The 11,844-nt window shown below is 64.4% G+C and carries 14 protein-coding genes; 7 read left to right on the forward strand and 7 right to left on the reverse strand.

The features are described from left to right. Nucleotides 1-155 precede the first annotated feature (155 nt). Nucleotides 156-419 carry a DksA/TraR family C4-type zinc finger protein gene (locus ACW5DN_RS03005; RefSeq protein ID WP_456961275.1) on the forward strand — a complete coding sequence of 88 codons (264 nt, stop codon included), beginning with the start codon at nt 156-158 and terminating at the stop codon, nt 417-419. An 18-nt stretch (nt 420-437) separates the two neighbouring features. After that, nucleotides 438-2,000 (forward strand): BCCT family transporter, encoded by a 1,563-nt coding sequence (locus ACW5DN_RS03010; protein WP_456961276.1) that lies wholly within the window; start codon nt 438-440, stop codon nt 1,998-2,000. A 12-nt stretch (nt 2,001-2,012) separates the two neighbouring features. Here the strand turns inward: ACW5DN_RS03010 and ACW5DN_RS03015 are convergent, their stop codons facing one another. Continuing rightward, nucleotides 2,013-2,537 (reverse strand): YgjP-like metallopeptidase domain-containing protein, encoded by a 525-nt coding sequence (locus tag ACW5DN_RS03015; protein WP_456961277.1) that lies wholly within the window; start codon nt 2,535-2,537, stop codon nt 2,013-2,015. A gap of 62 nt (nt 2,538-2,599) precedes the next feature. Here ACW5DN_RS03015 and ACW5DN_RS03020 point away from each other — a divergent pair, with 62 nt between their 5' ends. Beyond that, the gene (locus tag ACW5DN_RS03020) at nt 2,600-2,977 is read left to right on the forward strand and encodes a YajD family HNH nuclease (protein ID WP_456961278.1); all 378 of its coding nucleotides are present in this window, start codon (nt 2,600-2,602) and stop codon (nt 2,975-2,977) included. Nucleotides 2,978-3,001: 24 nt separating this feature from the next. Here the strand turns inward: ACW5DN_RS03020 and ACW5DN_RS03025 are convergent, their stop codons facing one another. The 3 genes from ACW5DN_RS03025 to ACW5DN_RS03035 all read right to left on the reverse strand — a co-directional run bounded on the left by ACW5DN_RS03025 (nt 3,002) and on the right by ACW5DN_RS03035 (nt 5,487). After that, on the reverse strand, nt 3,002-4,216 hold the full coding sequence (locus ACW5DN_RS03025) for an NAD(P)/FAD-dependent oxidoreductase (RefSeq protein WP_456961279.1): 1,215 nt from the start codon (nt 4,214-4,216) through the stop codon (nt 3,002-3,004). 204 nt (nt 4,217-4,420) lie between these two features. Further along, entirely contained in the window at nt 4,421-4,789 is a 369-nt protein-coding gene (locus ACW5DN_RS03030) for a YkgJ family cysteine cluster protein (RefSeq protein ID WP_456961280.1), read from the reverse strand. Beyond that, complete coding sequence (locus ACW5DN_RS03035; RefSeq protein WP_456961281.1) at nt 4,786-5,487, reverse strand: class I SAM-dependent methyltransferase; 702 nt, start codon at nt 5,485-5,487, stop codon at nt 4,786-4,788. Before ACW5DN_RS03035 ends, ACW5DN_RS03030 begins: the two co-directional genes overlap by 4 nt. A 271-nt stretch (nt 5,488-5,758) precedes the next feature. On the opposite strand from ACW5DN_RS03035, the gene ACW5DN_RS03040 reads away from it, so the two are divergent. The 3 genes from ACW5DN_RS03040 to ACW5DN_RS03050 are packed head-to-tail and all read left to right on the forward strand — an operon-like array spanning nt 5,759 to nt 8,545. Continuing rightward, nucleotides 5,759-6,100: a zinc ribbon domain-containing protein YjdM gene (locus ACW5DN_RS03040; protein WP_456961282.1), complete on the forward strand. Its 342-nt coding sequence runs from the start codon at nt 5,759-5,761 to the stop codon at nt 6,098-6,100. A gap of 27 nt (nt 6,101-6,127) precedes the next feature. Continuing rightward, nucleotides 6,128-6,805, forward strand: a complete 678-nt coding sequence (gene trhA / locus ACW5DN_RS03045) for a PAQR family membrane homeostasis protein TrhA (RefSeq protein WP_456961283.1) — start codon at nt 6,128-6,130, stop codon at nt 6,803-6,805. 57 nt (nt 6,806-6,862) lie between these two features. Beyond that, nucleotides 6,863-8,545: an ABC1 kinase family protein gene (locus tag ACW5DN_RS03050; protein WP_456961284.1), complete on the forward strand. Its 1,683-nt coding sequence runs from the start codon at nt 6,863-6,865 to the stop codon at nt 8,543-8,545. A gap of 49 nt (nt 8,546-8,594) precedes the next feature. On the opposite strand, the gene ACW5DN_RS03055 is transcribed toward ACW5DN_RS03050, so the two are convergent. The 3 genes from ACW5DN_RS03055 to ACW5DN_RS03065 all read right to left on the reverse strand — a co-directional run bounded on the left by ACW5DN_RS03055 (nt 8,595) and on the right by ACW5DN_RS03065 (nt 10,361). Then, nucleotides 8,595-9,200 (reverse strand): DUF4136 domain-containing protein, encoded by a 606-nt coding sequence (locus ACW5DN_RS03055; RefSeq protein ID WP_456961285.1) that lies wholly within the window; start codon nt 9,198-9,200, stop codon nt 8,595-8,597. A 97-nt stretch (nt 9,201-9,297) separates the two neighbouring features. Then, complete coding sequence (locus tag ACW5DN_RS03060) at nt 9,298-10,074, reverse strand: lipoate--protein ligase family protein (RefSeq protein WP_456961286.1); 777 nt, start codon at nt 10,072-10,074, stop codon at nt 9,298-9,300. Beyond that, complete coding sequence (locus ACW5DN_RS03065; RefSeq protein WP_456961287.1) at nt 10,071-10,361, reverse strand: biotin--protein ligase; 291 nt, start codon at nt 10,359-10,361, stop codon at nt 10,071-10,073. Before ACW5DN_RS03065 ends, ACW5DN_RS03060 begins: the two co-directional genes overlap by 4 nt. 232 nt (nt 10,362-10,593) lie before the next feature. Between ACW5DN_RS03065 and sstT the strand changes: the two genes are divergently transcribed. Further along, complete coding sequence (gene sstT, locus ACW5DN_RS03070; RefSeq protein WP_456961288.1) at nt 10,594-11,832, forward strand: serine/threonine transporter SstT; 1,239 nt, start codon at nt 10,594-10,596, stop codon at nt 11,830-11,832. The last annotated feature ends 12 nt before the right edge of the window (nt 11,833-11,844 follow it).

Here is an 11,844-nt window from a genome sequence, read left to right on the forward strand (position 1 = left end):
GCCATGCCGGCATCGGCGTTGCCCGGCGTTTCCGCGTCGAACCCATGTGGGAGCACTCGACGGTCTTGCCTTACCTTGCTGCGGGGTCACGCAGACCTCCACCGGAGCGCGATATGATCGCCGCTACTTTCGTGCACCACGGTTTGGAGGCTCCCATGGCAACCGGATGGGCTGGCGATGGCGCCGTGCAGGATCAGATCGACGCGACCGTCGAAGATGCCGTCAAGCGGGCGCGCAGCAAGCTGGCAACGGGGCCGGGCTTGATCCATTGCGAGGAATGCGATTGCGTCATCCCCGAGGCGCGGCGGATGGCGGTTCCGGGCGTGCGTCTGTGCATAACGTGCCAGCAAGCGCTGGATCAGGAGCAGTCTGGCGCCGGATACAACCGGCGCGGCAGCAAAGACAGTCAGCTACGTTGATCAAAAGGATCCTCCATCATGGTTTTCTGGATTTCGCTAGTACTGTTGGGCCTGCTGGTGCTGGTGGGTGCGCTGGCACCCGATCAGCTGGAAGTGCTGACCCAACAAGCGCTGGATGTCACCGTCGGCGGCGCCGGCTGGCTCTATCTGCTGGTCGTGTTCTTCCTGGTCACCTTCCTGATCTACCTCGCTTGCAGCCGGTTCGCACGGCTGCGTATCGGCGGCGAGGATGCGACGCCGGATTTTTCCCTGACGACGTGGTTCGCGATGCTGTTCTCGGCGGGCATGGGCATCGGGCTGGTGTTCTGGGGTGCGGCCGAACCCATTTCACATCTGGCAATGCCACCCGCCGGCCTGGAGCCGATGAGCAACCAGGCGGCGAGGGCTGCACTGCAGTACTCGTTCTTCCACTGGGGCCTGCACCCGTGGGCGATCTACGCGGTGCTCGGCCTAGCCATGGCGTGGTTCAAGTTCAATCGCAATGCCCGCGGGCTGATCAGTGAGCTGTTGAGGCCCATCTTCGGTCGGCTGGTGGACGGAACCCTGGGTTATGTCGTGGACATTCTGGCCGTCATCGCAACCGCTGTTGGTGTTGCCACGTCGTTGGGTTTCGGCGCGCTGCAGATCGGTGCAGGCCTCCACCACGTCTTCGGTGTGCCGCGCACTGCCGCCACCCAGTTGAGCATCATCGGCGCGGCAATGGTGCTCTACTTGCTGTCGTCGACGACAGGGCTGCATCGCGGGATCAAGTGGCTTTCCAATCTCAACATGGTGTTGGCCGGGACGGTGTTGCTGGCGTTCCTGTGTTTCGGGCCCACCGGATTCCTGTTCGAGGATTTCACCAACACGCTGGGTGGTTACCTCAACCAGCTACCTGCCATGAGCTTGCACATGACGCCGTTCACTGAAGGCACCTGGGTGGCGGACTGGACGATCTTCTACTGGGCCTGGTGGATCAGCTGGGCGCCGTTCGTGGGGTCGTTCATCGCCGCGGTATCGCGCGGACGCACCGTGCGCCAGTTTGTCGTCGGCGTACTTGCTGTACCGACACTGGTGAGCTTTGTGTGGTTTTCCGCACTGGGGGGCACCGCGTTGCACTTGCAGATGTTTGATGGTGTGGACCTTGTGGGAGCTTTGCAGCAGGCGCCTGAGCAGGTGCTGTTCCAGGTGCTCGATTTTCTTCCCGGTGCCGGCTTCCTGGCCCTGTTGACGACCGTACTGTTGCTCACTTTCTTCGTCACCTCGGCCGATTCGGCGACACTGGTGCTGGCAATGATGACCTCCGGCGGCATGCAAGAGCCCCCGATGTGGAAAAAACTCGCCTGGGGCGTGTTGATGGCGGCGGTAGCGGCGGTACTGGTGGTTGCCGGGGGGCTGCAAGGCCTGCAATCGATGGCGGTGATCACCGCCGTCCCGTTTGCCGTCATCCTGCTACTGGTGTGCTTCTCGCTGATCCGTGCACTGCGTGAGGAGGAGGATCGGTTTGAGTCCGAGGAACTCGCGTTCCGCCACGCACTGCGGCGGTGGTTGGCGCATGAAGACCGGAAAGGGGCGGATACGCCGATTGGAAAGGCCGAGTGACCGACGAGGCAACTATCCGGCGTTGCGGGCCGGCGGTGGCTTGACTCGCACGCAATCGAGGTGGGTCAGGTACAAGCGCAGGTCGAATTCGAGCTGGTGGTAGTCCGGCGCCATGTGGGTGCACAGCTGGTAGAAGGGCTTGTTGTGGTCGCGCTCTTTCAGGTGCGCCAGCTCGTGCACCACGATCATCTTGAGGAACTCCGCGGGCGCGTCGCGGAACACCGTCGCGATGCGGATCTCACGGCTGGCTTTGAGTTTGCTCCCCTGCACCCGTGACACCGTGGTGTGGGTGCCCAGCGCGTGTCGTACTACCTGCAATTTGTTGTCGTACATGACTTTGTTGAGCGGTTCGGTCTTGCGCAGGTAACGCTCCTTCATGGCGACGGTGTACTCGTACAGCGCCTTGTCGTTGCGCACGTCGTGTAGTTGGCCGTACTTGTCACGCAACCACCCGCCCAGACGGTCACGGGCGATCAGCTCGCGCACTTGCGAAAGCACGTTCTCGTTGTAGCCGGTCAGGTATTTCAGCGTGGTCATGGCTGGCACGATACGGCAGTCTTTGCGCTAAAGTCGGGCACCGATTGCCTATGTGGATCCCGATGTCGAACAACAAAGCCAACGCTTCCAGCGAGGCACTCGACCGCATCGTTGCCCAGGCTCGCCGCGACGCGGAACAGCGCGGCAAGGGCTATCGCGAGCGGGCGTTGAAGATGTACCCGTGGATTTGCGGACGCTGCGCGCGGGAGTTCACCCGCACCAACCTGTCGGAACTGACGGTGCACCATCGCAACCACGACCACGACTTCAACCCGCCCGACGGCAGCAACTGGGAGTTGCTGTGCGTCTATTGCCACGACAACGAACATTCGCGCTACGTGGACTACACCGGCGGCAGTGCGCTGGATGCCGAGGAAAAGCTGCCAGCCGCCACCGGTAATCCGTTTGCCAACCTCAAGTCGTTGCTGAAGCGCGAGTAGTCGCCGGCTGTTTCCGCCGCATCTTCAACGCTGCAGCCGCTGGAAGGAGAACAGACTCGCCAGCGGGTGTTTACGCCGCTCGATCAACGCGCGCAGCAGGCCGGCGCCGATCATGCTGTAGGTGATGCCGTTGCCGCCGTAAGCCATCGCGAAATGCAGCCGCGAACCGTACTGTGCGTGCGGGCCAAACAGCGGCAGGCCATCGGCGGTTTCAGCGAACGTGCCTGCCCAGGCAAACGACGGTATCGGCTGCAATCTCGGGATCGCGGCGTGGATCTTCTTCACCAACTTGCCGGCCTTGCGGCCCACCTGGGTATCGCGGCGGGCGGGGATGTCTCTATTGTCGTCCTCGCCGCCGACCAGCAAGCGGCCATCGGCCGTGCCACGCATGTACAGGTACGGGCGTGCGGACTCCCAGGCCATCGTGTCTGCAAACCGGCCCAGGGTCTGGGCATCCAGCGGGTCGGTGATGAATGCGTAGGTGCTGCGGTTGCGGGCGACGCGTTGCTTCAGCCACTGCTGGCTCTCGTATCCGGCGGCCATCACCACATGGGCGGCGCGCAGCTTGATGCCGTGGCTGGTGTGCAGGGTGATGCCGCGCGAAGTGGGTTCCAGCCGGTCGACCTGGGTACGGTCAAAGACGCCAGTTCCGCGCCTTTCCAGCCGAGCGAGCAAGCGGTAGGCGAAACGGTATGGGTCCACACGTGCGGCGAGTTGACTGAGGATTGCGCCGTGCGAGCGGATGCCGAACTCGTCCAGCACGGTCGCGCGATCGAGCCAGTCGACCTGGAAGCCGTGTTTTTTTCGCAGGCCCAGTTCCTCCTGCATGACCGGCACGTCGCCCTTCGCGCTGGCGTAATACAGACTGCGGTTGCGGGCGAAACCGACATCGCGCAGGTCGCTTGCCAGCGCCTGCAGCATCGGGATCGCCTCGCCGCACGCACGGTAGGCGAGGGCGGCATCGTGTTCGCCGTATTGGCCGGCAAGATCGATCAGCAGAGTGTCGATCTCGTACTGCAGCAGCGCCGTGCTGGCCGAAGTACTGCCCCAACCAACGTCCCGGCGCTCCACCACCACGACCTCGTGACCGTGACTGGCCAACTCGTTGGCGATCAGTGCGCCGGTGATGCCGCCGCCTACCACCGCGACATCGCAACGCCGGTCGTGCTGCAGCTGTGGGAAGGCGTGCATCAAGCCGTTCTTGATCGCCCAGAACGGATAGCCACTTTTCAGGTCCATGGAATGGGATCGTAGGGATCGCGCAGGTCGCGTCGTCGCCAGCGTACGACGGGCGACTTGCAGGCCGTGTGCATGGGTTGCCCGGCGGGTGCGTTCAGCACAATTCTGTTTTTCGCATCCCCGTGGTCGCGTGCGGTGACCGGTCAGAACCTTGTCGTCGACGGCGGGCTGGTCAAGGACTGAGCATCGCTACCGGCTCCCGGATCAGACCGTGTCGATGACGGTCAACGGGATTTCGCGGTCGTAGCGGTGCGCGTAGGCCTTCCGTTCGCTGCGGCAGTAGCCACTGCCCATGGTGAACTTGCGGCAGATGGCCGGACGTTGCTCATAGATGCTGCAGCACATGCGGTTCTGGTCGACCGCGACGCACCAGCCGTCCTCGTCGCGGGCCATGACTTCCAGGCCACGCTCGGTGCGCTCAACCAGGTGGCGAGGCACGTTGTCCTCGGGCATGACCACGACCGTCAATCGGCAGCACACGGCGTCGCACTGCTCGCAGGAGACCGTCGGGTCGACCACGTGGTCGTCATCGTGGGCGTCGGGTTGACCGTCGGTGTGGAGCGGGAAACTCATTGCCTGCTCACGGTAGAGGCGGGGATCGGGTGGAAGGCGGGTACCGCGCCGCGGTGGTAATGCAGCAGGCGACCACGGAATGGCGGCAGGTCGTCGTCGTTCATCGGTCCGCGGGTCTCGGTCACCACGAAGCCCTGTACCGCCAAGGCGCGGGTGAATGGTGCGCTGTTGCCGCGGCCGGGGTCGGTGATCAGGACCTCGGCCTGCTCATTGGCGTGGCGCCCGACCAGGGCCGCCAGCAGTTCAGCGTGGGTGCGCTCGTAAAGCACGTCGCTGCCGATGATCAGGTCGAACCGGCCCAGGGTGGGCAACGGCACGGCCCAGCGCAGTTTTCGGTACGGGACGGAGGGCAATGCGTTGAGGGCGGAGTTGTACGCCAGGAAGGGCTCTGCCAATGGGTGGATATCGCTGGCGACGACATCCGCGCCGCGTCTTTGCAGCACCAGGCTTGCCAGGCCAAGTCCACAGCCGATCTCGAGAATGCGTTTGCCTTCGATGTCGAAATCGCTCATCGCGTTGGCCAGCAATCGGCCCGCGGGCCAGATCTGACCGAACAGGCACCATTGGGCCGACGAGATGCCAAGCCTTTCGGCGCGGCCATCCGGATCCGAGAACTGCTGGCGATCGCTGAGTGAGCGGATGCGATAGTCATGCGCACCCAAGCGCAGGTGCTGCTGGCGAGTGGTATAGCCGGGCATCGGAAACCTCCGGGAAAAGCGTCACCGCTGAAACTGGGTGATGGCGCATGGAGGGGCGGTCCGGGGATTGGAACGGGCCGCGAGAGGAGCTATTGACGAGGACGTACCGGGACATGCTACGCGTTGGTGGGGGCAACAGCGCATGGCACGCCGTCGGTCGGGGTTCCGGTTCAGCGATGGAACCGCCGGCAGGGCGGCGCCGCACCCGTTGGTGGCCATCCGCGACGGCCTATAATCCGGTGCCCGCTCAACGACTCTCCTGGACGGACTCATGCCCGATATTCCCGCGTGCAGCCAATGTGGCCTGGAAAACACCTATCCCGATGGTGACAACTACGTCTGCGCCGATTGCGCCCATGAATGGCCGATTGCCGGTGGTGCCGCAGCCGACGAGGCCGCCGTGGTCAGGGATGCCAACGGCAATGTCCTCAGCCAGGGCGATACGGTGACGGTGATCAAGGACTTGAAGGTGAAGGGTTCGTCGATCCCGCTCAAGCAGGGCACCGTCATCCGCAACATCCGACTGGTGGAAGGCGATGCCGAAAACATCGAAGGCAGCTCCGACAAGATCAAGGGCCTGGTGTTGAAAACCTGCTTCCTGAAGAAAGCCTGACGCCAAAATCGCGCTAGCATTGCGGTCATGCGCAGCCATGGCCGATCCGGATATCCTCGCTCCCCAGACCCGGGCCCGGATGGAACGAGTGCGTCGGAGGAGCTCGCCAACGCGCTGACCCACGGCCTGGGTGCGACGGCGGCGCTTGCCGGTGGAGCGGTTCTGATCACTTTGGCCGCGTTGCACGGCAGTCGCTGGCAACTGGCCAGTGCGATCGTGTTCGGCATCTCGTTGCTGCTGCTGTACGTGGCCTCGACCCTGTACCACTCGGTGCGCCATCCGGTGCTCAAGTCGCGGTTGAAGGTCGTCGACCACTGTGCGATCTACCTGCTGATTGCCGGCACCTATACGCCATTCACCCTGATTGGCCTGCGCGGACCCTGGGGCTGGTGGATGTTTGCCACCATCTGGACGCTGGCCATCGCCGGCGTGGTGTTCAAGTTGTTCTTCACCGGCCGCTTCAAGCGCCTGTCCACGATGATCTACATCGGCATGGGCTGGCTGGTCGTGGTGGCGGCCAAGCCGATGTGGAATGCCCTGGACGGCTGGACGCTGGGCTGGTTGCTGGCCGGCGGCATTTCCTACACCGCCGGCACGTTCTTTTACCATCGCCCGACGCTGCGCTACTCGCATGCGATCTGGCACATGTTCGTGCTCGGTGGCAGCCTGTGTCACTACGTCGCGGTAATGGCCCACGTAGTCTGAGCGACACGTAGTCTGGGCTGGCGCCGTCACGGCGCGCTGCCGAACCGGAGACCCACGATGCTTTGGGAAGGATTGACCGCAACGCGGGACCTGGGCCGGGTGTATGAACTCGCCTCTATCCTGGTCCGTTACGGCTTTGGCGACATGGTGCGCCGGCTCGGGCTGGCAAAGTTGCTGGCTGGCGCGGGCAGGGTGCTTCCGCTGGGTCACATCGAGGCGTCGGTGGCGCTGCCTGCGCCGGTTCGGGTGCGGCGCGCGCTGGAGGAAATGGGTCCGAGCTTCGTCAAGATGGGCCAGATCCTGGCTACCCGCGTGGATCTATTCGCCCCGGAATGGATTGCCGAGTTCGGCAAGCTCCAGAGCCAGGCACCGGCGGCGGCGCCGGAGGCGATCCGCAAACAGCTGTTGGAAGACCTTGGTGCGCCGCCGGAAGAGGTGTTCCTGCAGTTCGATCCAGCCCCGTTGGCCGCCGCGTCGATCGCCCAGGTTCATCGTGCGCGCCTGCATGACGGCACCGAGGTGGTGGTCAAGGTACGTCGACCGGGCATTCGCCCGACGGTCGAGGCCGACCTGCGTTTGCTGCAGCGCGCCGCGCAGGCGATCGAGGCGCGATTCCCGGAGCTGCGCCAGTTCCAGCCGACCGGGATGGTCCGTCAGTTCAAGGCATCGCTGACTCGCGAGCTGGACCTGGCCGCCGAGTGCCGTCACGCCGAACGGATTGCGGCCAGCTTCATTGATAACGACCAGATCGTGGTGCCGCGAGTGCATTGGGACTACACCGGCCCGCGGATGAACGTGCAGGATTTCGTCGACGGCATCCCAGTCTCGGATCTGGTGATGTTGGACGCTGCGGGCCTGGATTGCGGCTTGATCGCCCGTCGCGGCGCCCAGGCGGTACTGAAGATGATGTTCGAGGACGGCTTCTTTCATGCCGACCCGCATGCCGGCAACGTGTTCGTGCTGCCCGGCAACCGCATTGGGCTGATTGACTACGGCATGGTTGGGCGGTTATCCGACTCCAGGCGCGCGCAGGTGGTCGGGTTGCTGGATGCGCTGGTTCGGCGTGACTCGGAGCGGGTGACCGACATGTTGCTGGAGTGGAGCAGCGCAGTGCAGGTGGATGAGGCCCAGTTGGCCCAGGATATTGACGGGCTGGTTGACCATTACCACGGCGTACCGCTGGGGCAGCTTGACCTGGTGGCGATGCTGATGGAGGTCACAGCGTTGTTGCGCGCCAACCAGTTGGTGTTGCCGGCCGACCTGGCGTTGATGATCAAGGTGTTTGTCACCCTGGAAGGGCTGGGGCGCAAACTGGATCCGGATTTCGACATGGCCGGTGAGGCAGAACCCTTCCTGCGTCGGGCGATGCTGGCGCGCTACGCACCGGGCGCGGTCGCACGCGACGGGTTGCGGGTGTTGTCCGATACTGCCGGCATCCTGTCGGTGCTGCCGCGTGATCTTCGCCGCCTGCTGCGTACCGCGCGCGGCGGCAATCTCAAGCTGAGGCTGGATGTCGATCACCTGCAGCGGTTCGGCACCCAGATCGACCATTCCGCCAACCGGCTGACCGTGGGGGTGGTTCTGGCGGCATTGATCATCGGCTCGTCGATCGCGCTGACCGTGGATGCGGGCCCCACTTTGCTCGGGCTGCCGGCATTCGGGTTGCTGGGTTTTCTCGGTGCGGCGGTTGCCGGTGCCTGGCTGGTGTTGTCGATCTGGCGGAGCGGGGGCGGCAAGTAATCAGCCAGCGTGTGGATGGCCAACGCCTAGTTCGTTGATGCAGCGCCCGTCACGGCGATGGCATTGGAGCGGCAGTTCCGGACGCGTAATACGGGAACTGGGCGAAGATGGCGTTGATCGCACGGTCGGCGGCCATGATGCGTTCGGGTGCGGTTTTCTGCGTCACCCTGCCGATGGCGTCGCCGGTCCAGACCAGCCGGTTCTGGTCGGCGTCCACGAGGTCGACCGTCAGCGTGCCCTCGGTGTATTGGTTGACCCGGGTCTCGTCGTACCACACCGGCACGGCCACGTAGGAGCGCGCGCGGTAGCTGTAGAACCAGCGCACATCAGAGCGGGGGACGTCGTATACCGAAGTGCGCTCGCGGATCACTCCCTGGAAATTCACCCGCAGGTCGGGGTCTGCCGGGTCGAAGCGATAACCACGCGCTTCCATCTCGCGGCGGATGCTGGTCTTGATCTGCGCAGACAGATAGGAGCTGTAGCCAGAGGCCTCCATTGCCAGCGGTTCGTAGAATGCGTACGTCTGGTAGGCGGCGAAGTTGGCTTCCGGATCAAGGTCGGTCCGCACCCGGGGCCCGGTGGAACAGGCGACCAGGGTAAACAGGGCAAGCGCGACAGCCAGCCCGCGAGCGGTGCGCTGGAAGCGTTTCTTCACGGTGCGCCTTCACTGGTGTGGGTTGCTGTCGACGCTAGCACCCAGCCCGGATGGGGGCGTGAATGCCGGCCGCTGCGATCGCCTGAAACCACGCGTCTCAGGGGACCACAGCCGTCCAGTCGACGGACGCGAACTTGTCCCTGGCAAGGACGGCGGCGCGGTCCAGCTCGTCGGCGGTCAGGGTGTCCGGGCGCAATCCATGGCTGCGCTGGAAGGTCTGGACCATCCGTTCGATCACCGCCTCGCGGCTCAGGCCGGTCTGGCTGCGCAGCGGGTCGACCCGCTTGGCCGCGCTCGCGGTGCCCTTGTCGGACAGCTTCTCGCGGCCGATCCGCAGCACTTCCAGCATCTTGGCCGCATCGATGTTGTAAGCCATGGTGACGTGGTGGAGCACCGCATTGCCGCGACGCGCCTGGGCGGCGCCGGCGATCTTGCCGCCGGGCGAGGTGATGTCGTTGAGTGGCTGGTAGCTGGCGCGGATGCCGAGCTCGCCGAGTGCCTCGATGACCCAGGAGTCCATGAGCTGGTAGGACTGCTGGAACGACAGCCCTTCCACCAGCGTCAACGGCGCGCAGATCGAGTAGGTGATGGTGTTGCCTGGTTCGATGAACATCGCACCGCCGCCACTGATCCGGCGAACCACCTCGATGCCATGACGGCCAGCAGCCTCGGCGTCGACCTCGTTGCGCAGCGACTGGAAGCGGCCGATGACCACCGCCGGGCTCGCCCACTCCCACACCCGCAGGGTCGGTGGGCGACGGCCGGCGGAAACTTCCGTGGTCAGCACTTCGTCCAGGGCCATGTGCATGCCGGGCGACTGCGCGTCGGTATGGATCAGCTGCCAGTCGTGCTCGCGCCAGGACGAGCGGCTCACGAATGGTCTCCGCTGCCCAATGCCCGGGTCACGGCGATCGCCACGCCCTCGGGCGTGATCCCGTAAAGGCTGACGCCATCGCCCAGCGCGGCGTTTACCGCGGCGGCGAGCGCGGCGATGTCGGTATCGTCGGGCAAGCCGCGCAGCGCGATGTTGATCGATTCCAGCGCGGAGTCGGGCTCCAGGAAGAAGTCGCCGCTGACCTGGACCTCGGCGAGGCGACCGCCGGTGGTCTCCAGGTCTACTACCACCAGCTTGCCGCCGGGCACTTTGTATTCGCCATGCATGTGAGTTGGCTCCCTTGGATTGGTCCGGTCGTCGGTGACGACCATGTCGGTATACATGGTTGGGGTTGTGCGGGCTGCTGACAATGACATGGGTCAGGGCGGCATGGATCCGCCACACGCGCATCCTGCCCCGGTCTCGGCGACAATCAGCAGTTGCGCCGTTATCGGACGCAACCGCTGCGGGGCTTCGGTCGCGCGATGATTTCCATTTCCGTCGACCGACCAGGTACCCATGCCAAATTCCAGGTTCCGAACTTTTTTCGTCTCGCTGCTGTCCCTCAGTTTGGTCACCCAGATCGTTATCGGCCTGGTCGCCGGAACCCTGCTGGCGCTGGTATCTCCAGCGGCGGCGGCATCGGCGGGCCTGTTGGGGACGATCTTCATCGCTGCCCTGAAGGCCGTGGCGCCGGTCTTGGTGCTGGTGTTGGTGGCGGCGTCAATCGCCAACCATCGCCAGGGCCAGCGCACCCACATCAAGCCGATCCTGGTGCTGTACCTGGTGGGCACGTTGGCCGCGGCGCTGGTGGCGGTGGTGGCGAGCTTCCTGTTTCCCACCACCCTCCAGCTCGCCGTCGTCGAGATGACCGGACTGAGCCCACCCGATGGTATCGTGGAAGTACTCAAGACCCTGTTGTTGCAGATCGTCGACAACCCGGTCAACGCGTTGGTGACCGGCAATTTCATCGGCATCCTGGCCTGGGCGGTCGGTCTGGGCATTGCCCTGCGCCATGCGGCCGACAGTACCCGGCAGATGGTCGGGGACCTGTCCAACGCGGTTACCTGGCTGGTCCGGCTGGTGATCCGGCTGGCACCGCTGGGCATCTTCGGACTGGTGGCATCGACGCTTGCCGAGGCCGGGCTTTCGGTATTGCTGGACTATCTGCATCTGTTGGCGGTGTTGATCGGTTGCATGTTGTTCGTCGCCCTGGTCGCCAACCCGCTGATCGTGTTCGTGACCACCCGGCGCAATCCGTATCCGCTGGTGTTCACCTGCCTGCGCGAAAGCGGGATCACCGGGTTCTTCACCCGCAGCTCGGCGGCCAATATCCCGATCAACATGGAACTGTGCCGCAAGCTGGGGCTGCACAAGGAGACCTATTCGGTATCGATCCCGATCGGGGCGACCATCAACATGGCCGGCGCGGCCATCACCATTACCGTGCTGACGATGGCTGCGGTGCACACTTTGGGCATTTCTCTGGACCTGCCTACCGCGTTGTTGCTCAGCGTGGTGGCGGCGATTGCCGCGTGTGGTGCCTCCGGCGTGCCAGGTGGCTCGCTGCTGCTGATTCCGCTGGCCTGCGGGTTGTTCGGGATATCCACGGATATCGCGATGCAGGTGGTCGCGATCGGCTTCATCGTCGGTGTGGTTCAGGACTCGGCGGAGACGGCATTGAACTCATCCACCGACGTGCTGTTTACAGCGGCAGCGTGCCGGGCCGCCGCGGATACCGTTGATGTCCGCACTTGACATGTGCGCGCT

The organism is Lysobacter sp. A289 (assembly GCF_054072675.1).

Bases quoted from the DNA above. Each gene is read 5' to 3' on its own strand.
- ACW5DN_RS03005 (WP_456961275.1), top strand. From the start codon at position 156: ATGGCAACCGGATGGGCTGGCGATGGCGCCGTGCAGGATCAGATCGAC.
- ACW5DN_RS03010 (WP_456961276.1), top strand. From the start codon at position 438: ATGGTTTTCTGGATTTCGCTAGTACTGTTGGGCCTGCTGGTGCTGGTG.
- ACW5DN_RS03015 (WP_456961277.1), bottom strand. From the start codon at position 2,537: ATGACCACGCTGAAATACCTGACCGGCTACAACGAGAACGTGCTTTCG.
- ACW5DN_RS03020 (WP_456961278.1), top strand. From the start codon at position 2,600: ATGTCGAACAACAAAGCCAACGCTTCCAGCGAGGCACTCGACCGCATC.
- ACW5DN_RS03025 (WP_456961279.1), bottom strand. From the start codon at position 4,216: ATGGACCTGAAAAGTGGCTATCCGTTCTGGGCGATCAAGAACGGCTTG.
- ACW5DN_RS03030 (WP_456961280.1), bottom strand. From the start codon at position 4,789: ATGAGTTTCCCGCTCCACACCGACGGTCAACCCGACGCCCACGATGAC.
- ACW5DN_RS03035 (WP_456961281.1), bottom strand. From the start codon at position 5,487: ATGCCCGGCTATACCACTCGCCAGCAGCACCTGCGCTTGGGTGCGCAT.
- ACW5DN_RS03040 (WP_456961282.1), top strand. From the start codon at position 5,759: ATGCCCGATATTCCCGCGTGCAGCCAATGTGGCCTGGAAAACACCTAT.
- trhA (WP_456961283.1), top strand. From the start codon at position 6,128: ATGCGCAGCCATGGCCGATCCGGATATCCTCGCTCCCCAGACCCGGGC.
- ACW5DN_RS03050 (WP_456961284.1), top strand. From the start codon at position 6,863: ATGCTTTGGGAAGGATTGACCGCAACGCGGGACCTGGGCCGGGTGTAT.
- ACW5DN_RS03065 (WP_456961287.1), bottom strand. From the start codon at position 10,361: ATGCATGGCGAATACAAAGTGCCCGGCGGCAAGCTGGTGGTAGTAGAC.
- sstT (WP_456961288.1), top strand. From the start codon at position 10,594: ATGCCAAATTCCAGGTTCCGAACTTTTTTCGTCTCGCTGCTGTCCCTC.